Genomic DNA, 18,103 nt, shown 5'->3' with positions numbered 1-18,103 from the left:
GGATGGATGTGGCAGGTGTCCTTGGGTCCGGCGACGAGGCCGCAGCCGTCGGTAACTTCTAAGCTCGACCTTACGCGATTTTTGACCGTCACTCATAAGATGTTAAATACAGATCAAGGCCATGGGGAAAAGCCACCGACTCCAAGCGTTCAATCTCCAGTACTTGTGTCACAGAGAGTCTGAAGTCCACTCCCACGTGATCATCCTCACTTTTCCAGCCCATAACGGTCTTCAGTTCCTCTGTTACCAGACTGAGATTCTGCTCAAATACCGGTTCATCCTTGCCTGGACGGAAGCCCAACACTGCAAAACTCATGGATCTACCTCCCTCGTCTTATCCGCACTTTTTGTTTGATGACCAGTAACATGATCGAACTCGCCTTGGTGTTTTCCACGTTTGTTGTATTTTTCAAGCGCTCCATGCTGCCGATCCCATTCATAAATGTTTCCCGCTCGATCATTCCAGCGCGGACGTAACCCCCCTCCGCCTTGTACCGCAGTTTTTGACCGGACACGAAAAAGGTCAGGGAAAGCAGGCAGAACACCTTTAGGTGTCGGATGATATTTATGATCAGAAACACTCAACACAATATAAAGCGGCGAAACCCCGGAACCCACTGGAAACACAAGAATGAAATCCTTGTACTCCGGCGGATAAATCGGATTGACGATAATGCTGTCCGCCGCAGGGGTTGGCGGGAAGATCCAGATATGAGGTGCCTGGGGAGCGGCCTCCAGGGCCGGTATTCCCAGTGTCGTCGAAGGATCCGCCGCTGGCGTCCAGATCAACTCCACCCCATCGCCAAAGTCCGCCACATAGAGGTCGCCGCGAACCTGGAAGGTCACCACCGGAATCATTTCCCAGTCACGTCGCGTCTGGGTGTTGTAGCCATACCCTTTCAGCGTCCCGTCGACTCGGGTTTCGATATGCAGCCGCACACGGGTCCGAGCGTGTTCCAGGGAGCGCAATTGATCTTCGGTATACAGTGAGCCGTCACCAAGCTAGTGGGCGCCAACAAGCCCACCAGACCCAGCAGCGCACCCGCCGCCACAGGTGCGGAGATTGCACCGACAGCGGCACTGGTGCCTGTACCTATCGCGTTCAGTGCCGTCCCGCCCAAGGCAAACGTACCGAAGCTGGCCGGTAACGCACCGGTGATTTTTTTCAGCGGTACACGCCCCGACTCGTCTACCTGGCGCCCACCCAGCAGAGCCATCGTGCCGTATTCCTTCACAAGCTCCGTAGGGATGTAGCCGGTTGGATTGCAGTAGTCGATAACCGCATCGGGCAACTTGCAGGACTTGGTGAATACGCAACCCCGTATAGCGGGAGCGTGCTCTTGGTGCAGTTGGGCCAGACGCGCCTTCATGTAGGCGTCCTGTCTGCCGAGCATGGCGTCGTGGCGCTGTTGGTCGACTTCTCGCTTGGCCAGCTCGGCTGGGGTCATATCCCGCAGCCTCCTGTAGCCCCAGTCGCCACCATGGTGCTCCCAGACCTGGGGCTCACCGGGTTTTCCTTTACTCATCGTTCGTCCTTGCCCGGCCGTATCAACCTGGATTGAAAGGGTGAGATAAACCTTACCGGGCAGCCAAAAGAACGCTTACCAGACGCTTCCTGGATTGTTGTGGGATCATTCCTCTTTGTTCCAGTGAACAACGGTTTCACACTGGAGTTTCCCATCCAGACACGCCCACCAGCCCGGACTCTCCGCCATGCACCTCGCCCCAGGCTTCCCCGATGACTACGCCATGCGCCAGCTCATGGAACTGCTCCACGAAGAAATTGGCCTGCCGGAACACAGGACGATTCGCCTGGATACGGCGATAAATCTCGACCTGGGCTGCGACGGTGGGGATGCCCGGCATCTGATGGAAGCGATGGAGGAGCAATTCGCCCTCGACCTCATCGACTACGACGCCTACCGCTATTTCCAACCGGAAGGGTTTGATGTGTTCCAAAAGCGCAGGGCCAAGGGCCGTGGGACGAAGGTGCCGTTGACTATCGGTATGCTCTACAAGGCGATCAAGGCACGACGATGGGATACACTGGAACTGGAAGGAACGGATTGATCACAACGCCTTAAGTGACATTATTCTGGTTGTTTACCTCAAATTCAGCTGGAATATTGGCACTTCCCCGCACCCTGAACAGCAGATCGCGCCCGTGTTTCATCTTTGCGTCGCCCACAAAAAAGCCGCCCTGTCAGGCGGCTTTTTCATTGGCTGACCGAACCTTACAACTGAGGACCAGCAGCCTTGATCGCGGTGCTCACATCGAACTTCTTGAAGTTCTCGATGAACAGACCGGCCAGTGCCTTGGCAGCTTCGTCGTACGCAGCCTTGTCAGCCCAGGTGTTGCGTGGGTTCAACAAGCCAGTCTCGACGCCCGGGACCGCCAGTGGCACGTCCAGGTTGATGATGTCCAGGTGTTCGGTTTCAGCACCGATCAGCGCGCCGCTCTGGATAGCGGCAATCACCGCACGGGTGGTCGGGATGTTGAAGCGTTTGCCAACGCCATAGCCGCCACCGGTCCAGCCGGTGTTGACCAGGTAGACCTTGGAGCCGAAGCCGCGGATACGCTTGATCAACAGTTCAGCGTATTCACCGGCAGGACGCGGGAAGAACGGGGCGCCGAAGCAGGTGGAGAAGGTCGACTTGATGCCGCTGCCCGAACCCATTTCGGTCGAGCCCACCAGTGCGGTGTAGCCGGACAGGAAGTGGTAGGCGGCTTGTTCTTCGCTGAGGATCGACACCGGTGGCAGCACGCCGGTCAGGTCGCAGGTCAGGAAGATCACGGCATTTGGCTCGCCACCGAGGTTTTTCGGTGCGCGTTTTTCGATCAGTTCGCGCGGGTAGGCCGCACGGCTGTTCTGGGTCAGGCTGTCGTCGGCGTAGTCGGCTTTCTTGGTCACCGGATCCAGGACGACGTTTTCCAGTACAGCGCCGTGCTGGATGGCTTTCCAGATCACAGGCTCGTTCTTCTCGGACAGGTCGATGCACTTGGCATAGCAGCCGCCTTCGATGTTGAAGACCACGCCCACGCCCCAGCCGTGTTCGTCGTCCCCGATCAGGTAACGGCTTTCATCGGCGGACAGGGTGGTCTTGCCGGTGCCCGACAGACCGAAGAACAGGGTCACGTCACCCTCTTCACCCATGTTGGCGGCGCAGTGCATTGGCAGCACATCAACAGCCGGCAGCAGGAAGTTCTGCACGGAGAACAGGGCTTTCTTCATTTCACCGGCGTAGCGCATCCCGGCGATCAGTACTTTCTTGGCCGCGAAGTTGATGATCACGGTGCCATCGGAGTTGGTGCCGTCGCGCTCAGGCTCGCAGACGAAGTTCGGCGCGTTGAGAATCTGCCATTCATCCTTGCCACCGGCGTTGTATTGCTCGGGGTTGATGAACAGGCAGCGGCCGAACAGGTTGTGCCAGGCTGTCTCGGTGGTCATCTTGACTGGCAGGTAGTGCGCAGGATCGGAACCTACATGCACGTGGGAGACAAAACGCTCGCGCTCGCCCAGGTAGGCCTCAACGCGGTTCCACAGGGCATCGAACTTGTCGGCCGGGAACTTGCGGTTGATCGGGCCCCAGGCGATGGCGTCCTTGGTGGTTGGCTCTTCTACGATAAAACGGTCGACTGGCGAGCGACCGGTACGATGACCGGTACGAACAACCAGCGCGCCAGTATCGGCAAGCTCGCCTTCACCGCGATTCAGGGCTTCTTTGACCAGATCATCGACACTCAGATCGGTGTACACGGCGTTATTGGCTTGCGTCATGAGATTCCCCGTCGGCCCGTGGCCGAGTGCTCCAAACGTTTTGTAGTAGGAAGTCGCGCACTACTACCCGAAAAAAGTGGGCCGGATTATGCCAGAAAAGCCCAAAAAGAGTAGGGCCCTCCCGTCAGTACGGCGTAAATCCGGCGTTTGCCAGGAGATTTACCTGCGCTGAAGCGTTTTAGTGACGAGTATCTGACGGCGTGTCGACACCCGCACCGGCGAACAATTGAGCGATGTCCGCCGCATCGAACAGGTAGCGCTCGTTGCAAAACTGGCAATCGATCTCGATGGCGCCGCCATGCTCGATCACCAGTTGCTGCGCATCTTCCAGACCCAGACTGACCAGCGCATTGGCGGAACGTTCACGGGAGCAACTGCATTGGAAGCGCAACGCCTGGCCGTCGAACAGGCGCACCTGCTCTTCATGGTAGAGACGGTGCAGTACGGTTTCGTTGTCCAGGCTCAATAACTCATCGGCGCTCAGGGTGCTGGCCAGAGCGGTGACGTGCTGCCAACTGGCGTCGCGTTCTTCCGGGTCGCGAATGCGATCGGCGGGCAGTTGTTGCAGCAGCAAACCGCGGGCGCGCCGCCCGTCGGCGTAGAGCCAGAACCGCGAGTTGGTCTGTTGGGACATGACGAAATAGTTGGTGAAGCAGTCAGCGAGAGTCACCCCATCAAGATCGACGATACCCTGATAACGCTTGCCGTGGGTCGGGTCGACCGTCAGGGCCAATACGCCGTTGGGCATCATGTCCGCCAGGGTCGCATCGGGCGCGATCTGCTCGGCGTCATAACGCGCCAGGCCACGAATCTCGCGCTCGCTGGAGCACTCGATCATCAACAGTGGCACCGGCCCCTCGGAACGGGCCTGCAGGATCAGCAAACCATCGAACTTCAGGGTGCCGACCAACAGCGCCGCTGCCGCCATCAGTTCGCCGAGCAGTTGCGCGACCGGCTCCGGATAGGAGTGCTTGGCGAGGACTTCCGCGTAGCTACGCTCCAACGACACCAGCTCGCCGCGGGCGTCGCTGTCATCGAAGATGAAACGTTGGGTGAAGTCGGTGTCCGGTAGATCAGTCATAGGGTCTGGTATCTGAGGTGATGACAATTAATGGCAGGCATTTTATGGGCATTCAGGGTGGGTTCCAAGCAACGCTTGGGTTTGCCTGACGGGAAGGGACTGGCGCAAGCATCGTGGCGAGGGAGCTTGCTCCCGCTCGGTTGCGCAGCGACCGCAAAAATCTTGGGGCCGCTTCGCCCGAGGCGTCGGACCGTCCCAGCGGGAGCAAGCTCCCTCGCCACAGGAAAACTCTCTGGCCATAGAGCTATGCCACCCCATGGCAAATGTCTCATTCGCTGTTGTCGCCCCGAAACTTGAACAGGTCCCGGCGCTGCTTCTTGCTCGGTTTGCCATCGGTGCTGACACCCAGGGCGCCAGCCTTGCGTTGGGCCGCCGCGGCTTCGCGCCTGGCGATGCTTGCTTCGGTCTCCCGATACAGCGCCTGCGCCTCAGGCGCGCCGCGACGCACGATCGACAGGGCCTCGACCACCACGGTCTTTTCATCGAACCCTGCACGGATGACGAACTCATCGCCGACACGAGGTTCCTTGCCTGGCTTGCAACGCTCGCCCCGGTGATGGACCTTGCCGCTTTCGATGGCGGCCTTGGCGAGCGCGCGCGTCTTATAAAACCGCGCCGCCCACAGCCATTTATCGAGCCGGACCTTGTCGTCCTCTGCATTTTTTTGTGTCACTGCAATTCCTCTTTCCGCCAACAGTCAGAACTGTACTACCGTTTTTGTCGAGCGCACGAATCGGGGCCGACAGATAGAATGCCGCCGAGCCGACTCCAGCCCCCTGTGCTGAAAGTTACGAGCGGAAACAGGTGGGTAGATAACTGTCGCCATTTTGTGATTATTCTGCGTGAATACCGCGATTCGCGGAGTCCACGATCCGATGTACTGATCGCAGGTTTTTTTATTGAAGACTTTTGACCATTTGACTGTTGTCGGCCTGCGCGAGTGGGTGGCGCTCCCGGACCTGGGAGTCGCGGGCCTGCGGGCGAAAATCGACACCGGCGCCAGCACCTCCAGCCTGCACGCCACGGACATCGAACCCTTCGAGCGCGATGGCGAGAAGTGGGTACGCTTCACGGCGCACCTGGGCACGGTGGTGCAACTGCGCCATCGACGCTGCGAAGCCCCGTTGGTGGCGCGCAAGACCATAAAAAGCTCCAACGGCCACGCCCAGGTCCGCTACGTGATCAGCACCACGCTGGCGCTGGGCGATCGGATCTGGCGGGTCGAATTCACCCTGGCCTGCCGAAAATCCATGCGCTATCGCCTGTTGCTGGGTTCCAAAGCCTTGATCGACGGCCAGTTGGTGGTCAGTCCAGGCAACAAATACGTTCAAGATAAACCGGTGTTTCCGGTGTCCACTACCTCTGCCACAGGTGTTGCATGAAGATCGCTGTGCTGTCGCGAAACCCGCGTCTGTATTCCACTCGTCGCCTGGTTGAAGCCGGGACCGAACGAGGCCATGAAATGGTGGTGATCGACACCCTGCGCGCCTACATGAACATTGCCAGCCACAAGCCGCAGATCCACTACCGTGGCAAACCGCTGGAAGGCTTCGATGCGGTGATTCCGCGCATTGGCGCATCGGTGACGTTTTACGGTTGCGCCGTGTTACGCCAGTTCGAAATGATGGGCGTGTATCCCCTCAACGAATCCGTGGCCATTGCCCGCTCCCGGGACAAGCTGCGCTCGCTGCAGTTGCTGTCGCGCCGGGGTATCGGCCTGCCCGTGACCGGCTTCGCCCACTCCCCCGACGACATCCCCGACCTGATCGCCATGGTCAACGGCGCCCCGCTGGTGATCAAGGTGCTGGAAGGCACCCAGGGCATCGGCGTGGTCCTGTGCGAGACCGCCACGGCGGCGGAATCGGTGATCGAAGCGTTCATGGGCCTGAAGCAGAACATCATGGTCCAGGAATACATCAAGGAAGCCGGTGGCGCGGACATTCGTTGCTTCGTGGTGGGCGACAAGGTGATTGCCTCGATGAAACGCCAGGCCAAGCCCGGCGAGTTTCGTTCCAACCTGCATCGCGGCGGCAGCGCCAGCCTGATCAAGATCACCCCGGAAGAACGCATGACTGCGCTGCGTGCCGCAAAAGTCATGGGCCTGGCCGTGGCCGGCGTGGACATCCTGCGCTCCAACCACGGACCGTTGGTGATGGAAGTCAACTCCTCGCCCGGCCTGGAAGGGATCGAGACCACCACCAGCAAGAACGTGGCGGGGATCATCATCGAGCATCTGGAAAAGAATGGCGGGCCGAACATGACCCGGACCAAGGGCAAGGGTTAACCAGGAAAAACCTGTGGGAGCGGGCTTGCTCGCGAAAGCGGTGGTTCAGTCGACATAAATATTGAATGTCAGACCGCGTTCGCGAGCAAGCCCGCCCCCACATCAGGCTCACGCCTGAAAGAGATTCGCTAAACCGCATCCCGAGGCAGCATCAACCCCAACGGCAAGCGCACCCGCGCTTCCAGGCCGCCGCCGACGCGGTTGCGCAATTCGACATTGCCGCCATGCATCGAGGCAATGCGCTTGACGATGGCCAGGCCCAGCCCCGTGCCCTTCCCGCCCCGGGCGCGGTCGCCGCGGGTGAAAGGATTGAAAATCGCTTCCAGCTCCGACGGATCGATGCCGGCCCCACGGTCCATGACACTCAGTACCACATATGGCGCACTGGTATCCCCGGAGACGTAGGCCGCGACTTCGACGTCGGACCCGGCGTGGTTCAGGGCATTGCCGATCAGGTTGTTCAACAGCCGCTTCATCGACACGCGGCGCAAGGGGAACGGCTGGATCGGTTCCAGGCGCAGGTGCACTTTCTCATCGGCCTGGTTATACGGCGCAGCGACTTCCCGCACCAGGTCACTCAGGTCAACCTCTTCCACGGACTCATCGCGACCGTCGCGAATGAACGCCAGGAACTGGTCGAGGATCGCGTCCATGTCTTCGATGTCGCGGACCATTTCGTCCGTCAGGTCGGTGTGCTCGCCCATCAATTCCAGGGACAGGCGCAGCCGCGTCAGCGGTGTGCGCAGGTCGTGGGAAACACCGGCAAGCATCAGTTCACGCTCGCGCCCGGCCTGCTCGACATCCTCGGCCATCTGGTTGAAGGCACGGTAGACCTCGGTCATCTCGCTGGGCGTGTCGCTGATGGGTAATCGGACGCTACGGCCCTGGCCCAGCTGGCGGGCGGCGTAGACCAGCCGCTTCAACGGCTGGTTGAGCTGACTGACGAAGATCCATGCCGAGGCCGTAGACAGCAGGCCGATGGCCAGGAACCAGCCGAGCACGTTCCAGATTTTCTGCCCGCGCAGCGGATGCGGGTACAACGGCACCTTCAGCCAGCCATCCCCCAGGCTCGGGGCCCGCACCCACAGCGCCGGAGGCGAATGCATGCGCAGGCGGACCTCGGTGTCGGCACCCAGCTCAGCCTGCATTTGCCGTTGATAGATCTCGCTGTAGGGCCAGTGTTGTTCACCTTCTGGGACACCGGCACCGACCACGCGGATCAGGGTGGCCGCCTCGGCGATCTTCGTTCGGTTGGTTTCGTCCGCCGCCCAGTAGGCCCGCAAGGTCAAGGCCACGCCGTGGCTGTACTGCCGGTCCACGAGAACGTCCTCGTTCATCAGCAGGTACACCAGCGTCAGCGCCTTGGAAAAGAGCACGACGATCAGCACCAGCCAGAGGGTGCGGGAGAAAAAGCTCTGGGGGAACCAAACGGGGGTTTTCATGAATAACCGCTACACACTTGCAGGAGCGAACGATGCTCGCACAATGACGGACCGCGAGTCGCCTGGTAGGAAAAATATTCAAACTACCAGGCCACCCGCTCCTACAAATCACCGATCACTTGCCGGCGGCGCCATCCGGCACGAAGACATACCCCACGCCCCAGACCGTCTGGATATAACGCGGCTTGGATGGATCGGGTTCGATCATCCGGCGCAGACGGGAAATCTGCACGTCGATGGAGCGCTCCAGCGCGTCCCACTCTCGACCCCGGGCCAGGTTCATCAACTTGTCGCGGGTCAGCGGCTGGCGAGCGTTCATCACCAGAGCCTTGAGCACCGCGAACTCACCGGTGGTAAGCATGTGGACTTCATTGCCGCGCTTGAGCTCGCGAGTGGCCAGGGACAATTCGTAGTCGCCGAACGTCACGCTTTCATCTTCGCTGCCCGGCGCGCCAGGCACCGGAGCCGACTGGCGACGCAGGACCGCTTTCACCCGGGCCATCAGTTCGTCCGGGTTGAACGGCTTGGCCAGGTAATCGTCGGCGCCCAGTTCCAGACCCTTGATACGGCTCAGCTCGTCGCCCTTGGCGGTCAGCATGATGATCGGGATCTGGTTGTTCGCGCCGCGCAGCCGGCGGCAAGCGGTCAGGCCGTCTTCCCCGGGCAGCATCAGGTCAAGCACCACCAGGTTGAAAACCTCACGGGCCAGCAGCCGGTCCATTTGCTCGGTATTGGGTACGGTACGGGCGCGGTAGCCCTTGCTGACGAAGAAACGCTCCAGCAGGCTGCTCAGCCCAGGATCGTCGTCAACGATAAGAATTTTTTCGCCTTCAGCAGTTTGTGCAGTGCTGCTCATAGGAAGCTCCTTTGATCTTGGCGCGCATTATGGCCTAGCTGCCGTTATACGCACCCGAGTGCATTGTTAGCAGATTTTTCCTCCAACTCCACAAATCCGCGGATTGAGCCTACAGACCACGCACCACTCCCTAAGCACGGAACGCTGGTTATAATGCGCGGCCTTTTGTGCCAGGGAATGTCGGTTATTCATCACCCGGCGGGTATTTTCCCCTGGCCGGCAGCACTTTCTGAATTTCGCGGGTCAACAGCCAGCCTGTTGATCCAGGCAGCGGACCATGCCAGGCCGCTCAACCAGTCTCGCCGAGCCCCACTGCTGCGGTGGCGAGCCTGATTTCATCATTTGTCAGGTGGTTTTATGGACAGCATCAACAGCCGCATCGCCGAGGAACTCGGCGTACGCCCGCAACAGGTCGAAGCGGCCGTCGCGCTACTCGATGAAGGCTCCACAGTGCCTTTCATCGCCCGTTACCGGAAAGAAGTGACCGGCAGCCTCGATGACACCCAGTTGCGTCATCTGGAAGAGCGCCTGCGCTACCTGCGCGAACTCGACGAACGGCGCATCAGCATCCTGGCCAGCATTCAGGAGCAAGGCAAGCTGACCCCGGCGCTGGAGCGCGACATCAAGCTGGCCGACACCAAGACCCGCCTCGAAGACTTGTACCTGCCGTACAAGCAAAAGCGCCGCACCAAGGGCCAGATTGCCCTGGAAGCCGGCCTCGGTGAGCTGGCCGACGGCCTGTTCAACGATCCGAGCCTGACCCCGGAAGTCGAGGCGGCGCGCTTCGTCAATGTCGAAAAAGGCGTGGCGGACGTCAAGGCCGCGCTGGAAGGCGCCAAGTACATCCTCATGGAGCGTTTCGCCGAAGACGCCAACCTGCTGGAAAAACTGCGCAACTTCCTCAAGCAGGAAGCCATCCTCAGCGCCCGCGTGATCGCTGGCAAGGAAGAGGAAGGGGCGAAGTTCCGCGATTACTTCGAACATGACGAGCCGCTCAAGAGCATGCCATCCCACCGCGCCCTGGCGATTTTCCGTGGCCGCAACGAAGGCATCCTCAGCTCCGCGCTGAAAGTCGGTGATGAGTTGCCCGGCACCATGCACCCGTGCGAAGGCATGATCGGCCAGCAGTTCGGCATCCAGAACCAGAACCGCCCCGCTGACAAGTGGCTGGCCGAAGTAGTGCGCTGGACCTGGAAGGTCAAGCTCTACACCCACTTGGAAACCGACCTGCTGGGCGAGTTGCGCGACAGCGCCGAGACCGAGGCGATCAACGTCTTCGCCCACAACCTGCACGACCTGCTGCTGGCCGCCCCGGCTGGCCCTCGCGCGACCCTGGGCCTGGACCCGGGCCTGCGCACCGGTTGCAAGGTGGCGGTGGTGGACTCCACCGGCAAGCTGCTGGACCACGCCACGGTCTACCCGCACGTGCCGCACAACAAGTGGGACCAGACCCTCGCCGTGCTCGCCGCCCTGTGCGCCAAGCATTCGGTGGACCTGATCGCCATCGGCAACGGCACCGCCAGCCGCGAGACCGACAAACTGGCCGCCGAGCTGATCAAGAAATACCCGGCCATGAAGATGACCAAAGTGATGGTCTCGGAAGCCGGTGCCTCCGTTTACTCGGCGTCGGAACTGGCCTCCAAGGAGTTCCCGGACCTGGACGTGTCGATCCGTGGCGCGGTGTCCATTGCTCGTCGCCTGCAGGATCCGCTGGCGGAACTGGTGAAGATCGATCCGAAATCCATCGGTGTCGGCCAGTACCAGCATGACGTTTCCCAATTGAAACTGGCCCGCGGCCTGGACGCCGTGGTCGAAGACTGCGTGAACGCCGTGGGCGTAGACGTGAACACCGCTTCGGTGGCGTTGCTGGCGCGGATCTCGGGGCTCAATGCCACCCTGGCGCAGAACATCGTCACCCACCGCGACGAACATGGTGCATTCAAGACTCGCGCCGCATTGAAAAAAGTCCCGCGCCTGGGCGAAAAGACCTTCGAACAGGCCGCCGGCTTCCTGCGCGTCATGAACGGCGACAACCCGCTGGATTCCTCGGCGGTCCACCCCGAAGCCTACCCGCTGGTGCAACGCATCGCCGCCCAGACCGACCGCGACATCCGCTCGCTGATCGGCGACGCGGCGTTCCTCAAGCGCCTGGATCCGAAAAAATTCACCGACGAAACCTTCGGCCTGCCGACCGTGACCGACATCTTGCAGGAGCTGGAAAAACCGGGTCGCGACCCGCGTCCGGAGTTCAAGACCGCCGAGTTCCAGGAAGGCGTCGAAGACCTCAAGGACCTGCAACCGGGGATGATTCTCGAGGGCGTGGTGACCAACGTCACCAACTTCGGTGCGTTCGTCGACATCGGCGTGCATCAGGACGGCCTGGTACATATTTCGGCGCTGTCGGAGAAATTCATCAAGGACCCGCGCGAAGCCGTGAAGGCCGGTGATGTGGTGAAAGTGAAGGTCATGGAAGTCGACATCCCGCGCAAACGCGTCGGCCTGTCGATGCGCATGAGCGACACGCCGGGCGAAAAAGTCGACGGGGCCCGTGGCGCTCGTCCGGGCTCGACGCCGCGCCAGCCGCAGAACACCGCTCCACGCAAGGAAACCGCCACCGCGGCCCCGGCCAACAACGCCATGGCCTCGTTGTTCGCCAACGCCAAGCAGTTGAAGAAACGCTGATGGACGTACCAGCCGGGTTGGTGGAAAGCGCTTTTTTCAAGCTGCTCGGCTGCCGCCTGCACAGTCTTGAGGAAGGGGTGGCGCAAGTCGCCCTGAGCCTTGAGGCACCGTTGCGCAATCGTGGCGGCAAGCTGCACGGCGGGGCGCTGTTCAGCCTGGTGGACATTGCCATGGGCCTGGCCTGCTCCAGCGTCCATGGCTTTGACCAGCAAAGCGCGACCATCGAATGCAAGATCAACTACATCCGCGCCGTGTCCGAGGGCGAAGTGCTGTGCACCGCCCGGGTGATCCATCCGGGCCGGCGCACATTGGTGGTCGAGGCCGAGGTCATGCAAGGCGACAAACTGGTCGCAAAAGCGCAAGGCACGTTCGCTGTCCTATAGCTCCCCACCCTCGATTTGAGTTAATTTCGGCGCCATGAATGCCGCGCCGCCGCTCCCACAGGGAATATGGCGCTCAATAACCAGGCGAAAACGCCAGTTTTAACTTCACCCTTGTAGACCGTCCAGCCCACCCCCATATTGGGGCGACTGACGCGTGAAGGAATTCAACTTGAGCGACCTTTTAAACCGCCGCCTGGCCCTGCTCGGTGAGCGCGCCAACCTCTCCCTGCTCGAACAGTGCCTGCACGGCATCGAGCGTGAATGCCTACGCGTCACGGAGAATGGCCGCTTGGCCCAGACCCCGCACCCCAAGGCCCTGGGTTCGGCGCTGACCAACGAGCAGATCACCACCGACTACTCCGAGTCGCTGCTGGAGTTCATCACCCCGGCCCTGGCCGACCCGGCCGACACCCTGCGCAGCCTCGACCGGATCCACCGGTTCGCCTACAGCAAACTGGGCGACGAATACCTGTGGAGTCCCTCGATGCCGTGTCCGCTGCCGGCCGAGGAAGACATCCCGATTGCGTACTACGGTACCTCGAACATCGGTCGGCTCAAGTATGTCTACCGAAAGGGCCTGGCCCTGCGCTACGGCAAGACCATGCAATGCATCGCCGGGATTCACTACAACTTCTCGCTGCCGGAAAAGCTCTGGCCTTTGCTGCGCCAGGACGAAGCCGCCGATGTCAGCGACCGCGACTTCCAGTCCTCGGCCTACATCGCGCTGATCCGTAATTTCCGCCGCTACAGCTGGCTGCTGATGTACCTGTTCGGCGCCTCACCGGCCCTGGATGCCGGCTTCCTGCGCGGCCGTCCGCACCAGTTGGAGCAACTCGATCCCGACACGCTGTACCTGCCCTACGCCACCAGCCTGCGCATGAGCGACCTGGGTTACCAGAGCAACGCCCAGGCCGGCCTCACGCCTTGCTACAACGACCTGGCGAGCTACACCGACAGCCTACGCAAGGCCGTGGCGACACCCTACGCGCCGTATGTCGAGGTCGGTACCCATCAGAACGGCGAATGGGTCCAGCTCAATACCAACATCCTGCAGATCGAAAACGAGTACTACTCCAACATCCGCCCCAAACGCGTGACCTACACCGGCGAACGGCCGATCCAGGCCTTGATGGCCCGGGGTATCCAGTACGTCGAAGTACGCTGCCTGGACATCAACCCGTTCCTTCCGATGGGCATCGACCTCACTGAATCGCGTTTCCTCGATGCATTCCTGTTGTATTGCGGCCTCAACGACAGCCCGCAACTGGAAAACAACGACTGCGGCAACGCGACAACCAACTTCCTGACGGTGGTCAAGGAAGGCCGCAAGCCTGGCCTGCAATTGCAGCGCTGTGGCCAGGCGGTGGACATGCAGGCCTGGGCCATCGAACTGCTGGAAAAAATCGCGCCGCTGGCCTCGTTGCTCGACCAGAGCCACGGTGGCGACGCCCATCGCCAGGCGCTGGACGCGCAATTGGCAAAGGTGCGCGATCCATCCCTGACGCCTTCCGCCCAGGTGCTGGCCGCCATGGCCGAGCATCAGGAAAGCTTCGCCCAGTTCTCCCGGCGCCAGAGCAAGGCCCACGCCGAGTTCTTCCGCGCCGAGCCGTTGCCCGCCCAGGAGCAGGACGCATTCGAAGAGGCCGCCCGCCAATCCCTGGTCCAGCAAACCGAGCTTGAGCAGAACGAGGTGGGTGATTTCGATGTGTTCGTGGGTTCGTACCAGGCGAGCATTCTGGCGATCAGTAACTGAACGACTCTGATTTGTGGCGAGGGAGCTTGCTCCCGCTGGACTGCGCAGCAGGCTCAAGATTCTGCGGTTGCTGCGCAACCGAGCGGGAGCAAGCTCCCTCGCCACAACAGCATGTGCTCGCCATTCGCTAATTTTTTCGCTGATAAGCTCATTCTAAAAAGTTATTTATTTTTAGATTCTTAGATCATTTAGTCTCCTCCAACACCAAACATCCGGTGGCCTGTTGAGGAGCTTTCCCATGACTTTGAGTTTCCCCCTTCGCCTTCTCGCGGCCGCCTCCCTGGCCGCAGCGAGTCTTTTCGCCCAGGCGGCCGACCTGACCGTCGCGTACCAGACCACGGTCGACCCGGCCAAAGCGGCCCAGGCCGGCGGTGCCTATGAAAAAGCCACCCAGGCCAAGATCGACTGGCGCAAGTTCGATAACGGCGCCGATGTTATTACCGCCATCGCCTCGGGTGATGTGCAGATCGGCTACCTCGGTTCCAGCCCCTTGACCGCCGCCATCACCCGCAAGGTTCCGGTGGAAACTTTCCTCATCGCCACCCAGATCGGCGCCGCCGAGGCGCTGGTGGCTCGCGATGGTTCCGGGATCAAGACCCCGCAGGACCTGATTGGCAAGAAGGTCGCCGTACCGTTCGTGTCCACCGGTCACTACAGCCTGCTCGCCGCGTTGAAGCACTGGAACATCGATCCTGCGAAAGTCACCATCCTGAACCTGGCGCCACCGGCCATCATCGCGGCCTGGAAGCGCGGCGATATCGACGCCACTTACGTTTGGGACCCGGCCCTGGGCGTAGCCAAGGAAAACGGCAAGGTGCTGATCACCTCCGCCGAACTGGCCCAGTTCGGCGCGCCGACCTTTGACGCCTGGATCGTGCGCAAGGACTTCGCCCAGAAGCACCCGGAAATCGTGACCGCCTTCGCCAAGGTCACGCTGGACGCCTACGCCCAGTACCGCAAGGATCCGCAGGCCTGGCTGGCCGATGCGTCCAACATCGACAAACTGGTGAAGCTCTCCGGCGCCAAGGCCACTGACATCCCACTGTTGCTGCAGGGCAACGTCTATCCGCTGGCCGCCGACCAGGTGGTGAGCCTCGGCGCACCAACCACCCAGGCCATTACCAACACCGCGGCGTTCCTCAAGGAGCAAGGCAAGGTCGAAGCCGTACTGCCGGATTACGCGCCGTACGTCAGCGCCAAATACATCACTCGCTGATCACATTCGGGAGACATCGCAATGGCCTTGCTACAGCTGGAGCGCATCAGCGCACAGTACCCCGGTGCAGCGGAACCTGTACTGGAGGATATTTCATTGACCCTGGGACCCCGGCAATTGCTGGTAGCCCTCGGCCCGTCCGGCAGTGGCAAGACCTCGCTGTTGAACCTGATCGCCGGATTCGTCGAGCCCAGCGCCGGACAGATCACCTTGGACGGCGTGCCCATCAAGGGTCCGGGTGCCGAACGCGGCGTGGTGTTCCAGGACGATGCGCTGCTGCCCTGGCAAGACGTGTTGGCGAACGTCGGGTTCGGCCTGGAGCTGGCCGGCGTCCCCAAGTCAAAGCGCGAAGCCCGGGCCCGGGAAATGCTCGCCCTGGTGGACCTGGCCGGTTTCGAGCAACGCCGCGTCTGGCAGTTGTCCGGCGGCCAGAAGCAGCGCGTCGGCCTGGCCCGAGCGCTGGCGGCCGACCCACGCCTGCTGTTGATGGACGAGCCTTTTGGTGCCCTGGACGCTTTCACTCGCGAGCAGATGCAGGAGCTGTTGCTGCAAGTCTGGCAGCGCACCGCCAAACCGGTGTTCCTGATCACCCATGACATTGAAGAAGCAGTCTTCCTCGCCACCGACCTGATCCTGCTGGCGCCCAACCCGGGGCAGGTCGTCGAGCGCTTGAGCCTGGACTTCGGTCGCCGCTACGGCGATGGGGAGTCGGCCCGCTCGATCAAATCCGACCCGCGCTTTATCGAAACCCGCGAGCATGTACTCGCCAAAGTCTTCTCCCAACGCAGCGCCACTCGGCAACAGGAGCGCGCATGAGCAGCTACGAAGTTCCTGCCTTGGTCGGTGAGCCCGCGACCAGGCGCCCAGTCACCGGGTCACGGTTCAAGCTGGGTATCCGCTGGATCAGCAGCCTGACACTGATCGCTTTGCTGACCGTCTGGTGGGCGATCACCGCCAGCGGGCTGATCGAACCGCTGTTCCTGCCTTCGCCCTTGGCAGTACTGCAAAAAGGCTGGCTGCTGGCGACCAGCGGCTACATGGACGCCACGCTCTGGCAACACCTGGGCGCGAGCCTCCAGCGAATCGGCCTGGGCCTGCTGTTTGCCATTTTGACGGCGGTGCCGGTGGGCATTGCGATTGGTGCCAACCGCATTGCCCGGGGTGTGCTCGATCCGCTGATTGAGTTCTACCGACCGATTCCACCCTTGGCTTATCTGCCATTGATCGTCATCTGGTGCGGCATCGGCGAGCTGTCGAAGGTGCTGCTGATTTATCTGGCGATCTTCGCGCCGATTGCCATCGCCACCGCCACCGGCGTGCGCACCGTCGACCCGGCCAAACTGCGGGCGGCGCAATCGCTGGGTGCCACGCGCATCCAGTTGATTCGCCATGTGATCGTGCCCAGCGCCCTGCCGGACATTCTCACCGGGATACGCATCGGCCTGGGCGTGGGCTGGTCGACGCTGGTGGCTGCCGAGCTGATCGCCGCCACCAGCGGCCTGGGGTTCATGGTGCAGTCAGCGGCGCAGTTCCTGGTGACCGATGTGGTGGTGCTGGGCATCCTGGTGATCGCACTAATCGCCTTCGCCATGGAAATGGGCCTGCGCGCCCTGCAACGCAAACTGGTGCCATGGCATGGCCAGGCCCATTGATCCCCAATGACCACGCCGACGATTCGGCGCCAAGCGAGACATAGCGATGAACCGTGCGAGCATTACCCCATTGAGCAGCGCCCTCGGCGCGCAAATCGACGGGATCGATATCAGCCAGCCATTGAGCGCGCAGGATCGCGAGATTATCGAGCAGGCACTGCTTGAGCATCAGGTGCTCTTCTTTCGGGAGCAGCCGATCGAACCGCAGCAACAGGCGCGTTTCGCCGCGTACTTCGGCGACCTGCATATTCATCCGATCTACCCCAATGTGCCGGAGCAGCCCGAAGTCCTGGTGCTCGACACGGCGGTCACCGATGTGCGCGACAACGCCGTGTGGCACACCGACGTGACCTTCCTGCCCACCCCCGCCCTGGGCGCGGTGCTCAGCGCCAAGCTGCTGCCGGCGTTCGGCGGCGACACCTTGTGGGCCAGTGGCATCGCGGCTTATGAAGCCCTGTCGACGCCCTTGAAGCAGATGCTGCAAGGCCTGACGGCGACCCACGACTTCACCCGATCCTTTCCGCTGGAGCGCTTCGGCAACACCGCCGAGGACTTGGCGCGCTGGGAAGAAGCGCGCCGCAAGAACCCGCCGCTATCCCATCCAGTGATTCGCACTCACCCGGTGAGTGGACGGCGCTCATTGTTCGTCAACGAAGGCTTCACCACGCGCATCAACGAGCTGTCGGAAAGCGAAAGCGAGGCGATCCTGAAACTGCTGTTCGCCCACGCCACCCGCCCGGAGTTCACCCTTCGCTGGCGTTGGCAGGCCAATGACGTGGCGTTCTGGGATAACCGCGTGACCCAGCACTTTGCAGTGGATGACTACCGCCCGGCGCGACGAGTGATGCACCGGGCGACCATACTGGGGGATGTGCCGTTCTTCAGGTAAACACCAACCCTGTGGCGAGGGAGCTTGCTCCCGCTGGGCTGCGAAGCAGGCCCTAGAACTTTGCCAGATGCGGGTTTTTGAATCGT

Annotated in this window: 16 protein-coding genes and 1 pseudogene; 10 read left to right on the top strand and 7 right to left on the bottom strand. The window is 61.4% G+C overall.

What is annotated here, in order from left to right; genetic code table 11:
- Window positions 1-88 precede the first annotated feature (88 nt).
- Together RGM2987_RS17425 and RGM2987_RS17420 are read right to left on the bottom strand one after the other, a co-directional pair.
- Window positions 89-316 carry a hypothetical protein gene (locus tag RGM2987_RS17425; RefSeq protein WP_245143572.1) on the bottom strand — a complete coding sequence of 76 codons (228 nt, stop codon included), beginning with the start codon at window positions 314-316 and terminating at the stop codon, window positions 89-91.
- Window positions 313-1,526: pseudogene (locus RGM2987_RS17420) on the bottom strand (colicin E3/pyocin S6 family cytotoxin). Before RGM2987_RS17420 ends, RGM2987_RS17425 begins: the two are co-directional and overlap by 4 nt.
- A 187-nt stretch (window positions 1,527-1,713) precedes the next feature.
- Here RGM2987_RS17420 and RGM2987_RS17415 point away from each other — a divergent pair.
- A complete protein-coding gene (locus tag RGM2987_RS17415) occupies window positions 1,714-2,070 on the top strand; it encodes a DUF1493 family protein (RefSeq protein WP_245143571.1) in 357 nt (118 codons plus the stop codon).
- A 164-nt stretch (window positions 2,071-2,234) separates the two neighbouring features.
- Here the strand turns inward: RGM2987_RS17415 and RGM2987_RS17410 are convergent, their stop codons facing one another.
- From RGM2987_RS17410 to RGM2987_RS17400, 3 genes are all read right to left on the bottom strand, one after another.
- Window positions 2,235-3,779, bottom strand: coding sequence for a phosphoenolpyruvate carboxykinase (locus tag RGM2987_RS17410; protein WP_245143570.1), 1,545 nt, complete (start codon window positions 3,777-3,779; stop codon window positions 2,235-2,237).
- 178 nt (window positions 3,780-3,957) lie between these two features.
- A complete protein-coding gene (gene hslO, locus RGM2987_RS17405; RefSeq protein WP_245143569.1) occupies window positions 3,958-4,860 on the bottom strand; it encodes an Hsp33 family molecular chaperone HslO in 903 nt (300 codons plus the stop codon).
- 268 nt (window positions 4,861-5,128) lie between these two features.
- A complete protein-coding gene (locus RGM2987_RS17400; RefSeq protein ID WP_245143568.1) occupies window positions 5,129-5,533 on the bottom strand; it encodes a S4 domain-containing protein in 405 nt (134 codons plus the stop codon).
- A gap of 244 nt (window positions 5,534-5,777) precedes the next feature.
- On the opposite strand from RGM2987_RS17400, the gene RGM2987_RS17395 reads away from it, so the two are divergent.
- Both RGM2987_RS17395 and rimK read left to right on the top strand, forming a co-directional pair.
- On the top strand, window positions 5,778-6,242 hold the full coding sequence (locus RGM2987_RS17395; RefSeq protein WP_280639973.1) for an ATP-dependent zinc protease: 465 nt from the start codon (window positions 5,778-5,780) through the stop codon (window positions 6,240-6,242).
- On the top strand, window positions 6,239-7,144 hold the full coding sequence (rimK, locus tag RGM2987_RS17390; RefSeq protein ID WP_215003541.1) for a 30S ribosomal protein S6--L-glutamate ligase: 906 nt from the start codon (window positions 6,239-6,241) through the stop codon (window positions 7,142-7,144). Before RGM2987_RS17395 ends, rimK begins: the two co-directional genes overlap by 4 nt.
- A 128-nt stretch (window positions 7,145-7,272) precedes the next feature.
- Here rimK and RGM2987_RS17385 read toward each other — a convergent pair whose 3' ends face one another.
- Complete coding sequence (locus RGM2987_RS17385) at window positions 7,273-8,586, bottom strand: ATP-binding protein (protein ID WP_245143567.1); 1,314 nt, start codon at window positions 8,584-8,586, stop codon at window positions 7,273-7,275.
- A 115-nt stretch (window positions 8,587-8,701) separates the two neighbouring features.
- A complete protein-coding gene (gene ompR, locus RGM2987_RS17380) occupies window positions 8,702-9,442 on the bottom strand; it encodes a two-component system response regulator OmpR (RefSeq protein ID WP_245143566.1) in 741 nt (246 codons plus the stop codon).
- Between the two features lie 357 nt (window positions 9,443-9,799).
- Between ompR and RGM2987_RS17375 the strand changes: the two genes are divergently transcribed.
- From RGM2987_RS17375 to tauD, 7 genes are all read left to right on the top strand, one after another.
- Entirely contained in the window at window positions 9,800-12,124 is a 2,325-nt protein-coding gene (locus RGM2987_RS17375) for a Tex family protein (RefSeq protein WP_245143565.1), read from the top strand.
- On the top strand, window positions 12,124-12,507 hold the full coding sequence (locus RGM2987_RS17370; RefSeq protein WP_245143564.1) for a PaaI family thioesterase: 384 nt from the start codon (window positions 12,124-12,126) through the stop codon (window positions 12,505-12,507). Before RGM2987_RS17375 ends, RGM2987_RS17370 begins: the two co-directional genes overlap by 1 nt.
- Before the next feature lie 169 nt (window positions 12,508-12,676).
- Window positions 12,677-14,260, top strand: coding sequence for a glutamate--cysteine ligase (gshA, locus tag RGM2987_RS17365; RefSeq protein ID WP_245143563.1), 1,584 nt, complete (start codon window positions 12,677-12,679; stop codon window positions 14,258-14,260).
- Window positions 14,261-14,498: 238 nt separating this feature from the next.
- Window positions 14,499-15,476 (top strand): taurine ABC transporter substrate-binding protein, encoded by a 978-nt coding sequence (gene tauA / locus RGM2987_RS17360; protein WP_245143562.1) that lies wholly within the window; start codon window positions 14,499-14,501, stop codon window positions 15,474-15,476.
- 21 nt (window positions 15,477-15,497) lie between these two features.
- A complete protein-coding gene (tauB, locus tag RGM2987_RS17355) occupies window positions 15,498-16,292 on the top strand; it encodes a taurine ABC transporter ATP-binding subunit (RefSeq protein WP_245143561.1) in 795 nt (264 codons plus the stop codon).
- Complete coding sequence (gene tauC / locus RGM2987_RS17350; protein ID WP_245143560.1) at window positions 16,289-17,128, top strand: taurine ABC transporter permease TauC; 840 nt, start codon at window positions 16,289-16,291, stop codon at window positions 17,126-17,128. The genes tauB and tauC overlap by 4 nt, the downstream gene beginning before the upstream one ends.
- Before the next feature lie 46 nt (window positions 17,129-17,174).
- A complete protein-coding gene (gene tauD, locus RGM2987_RS17345) occupies window positions 17,175-18,017 on the top strand; it encodes a taurine dioxygenase (protein ID WP_245143559.1) in 843 nt (280 codons plus the stop codon).
- Window positions 18,018-18,103: the final 86 nt, after the last annotated feature.

It is taken from the genome of Pseudomonas sp. RGM2987 (genome assembly GCF_022952855.1).
Classification (GTDB): Bacteria; Pseudomonadota; Gammaproteobacteria; order Pseudomonadales; family Pseudomonadaceae; genus Aquipseudomonas.
Note: the sequence above shows the minus strand (reverse complement) of the source record. Positions and strands in the feature narration are given on the sequence as shown.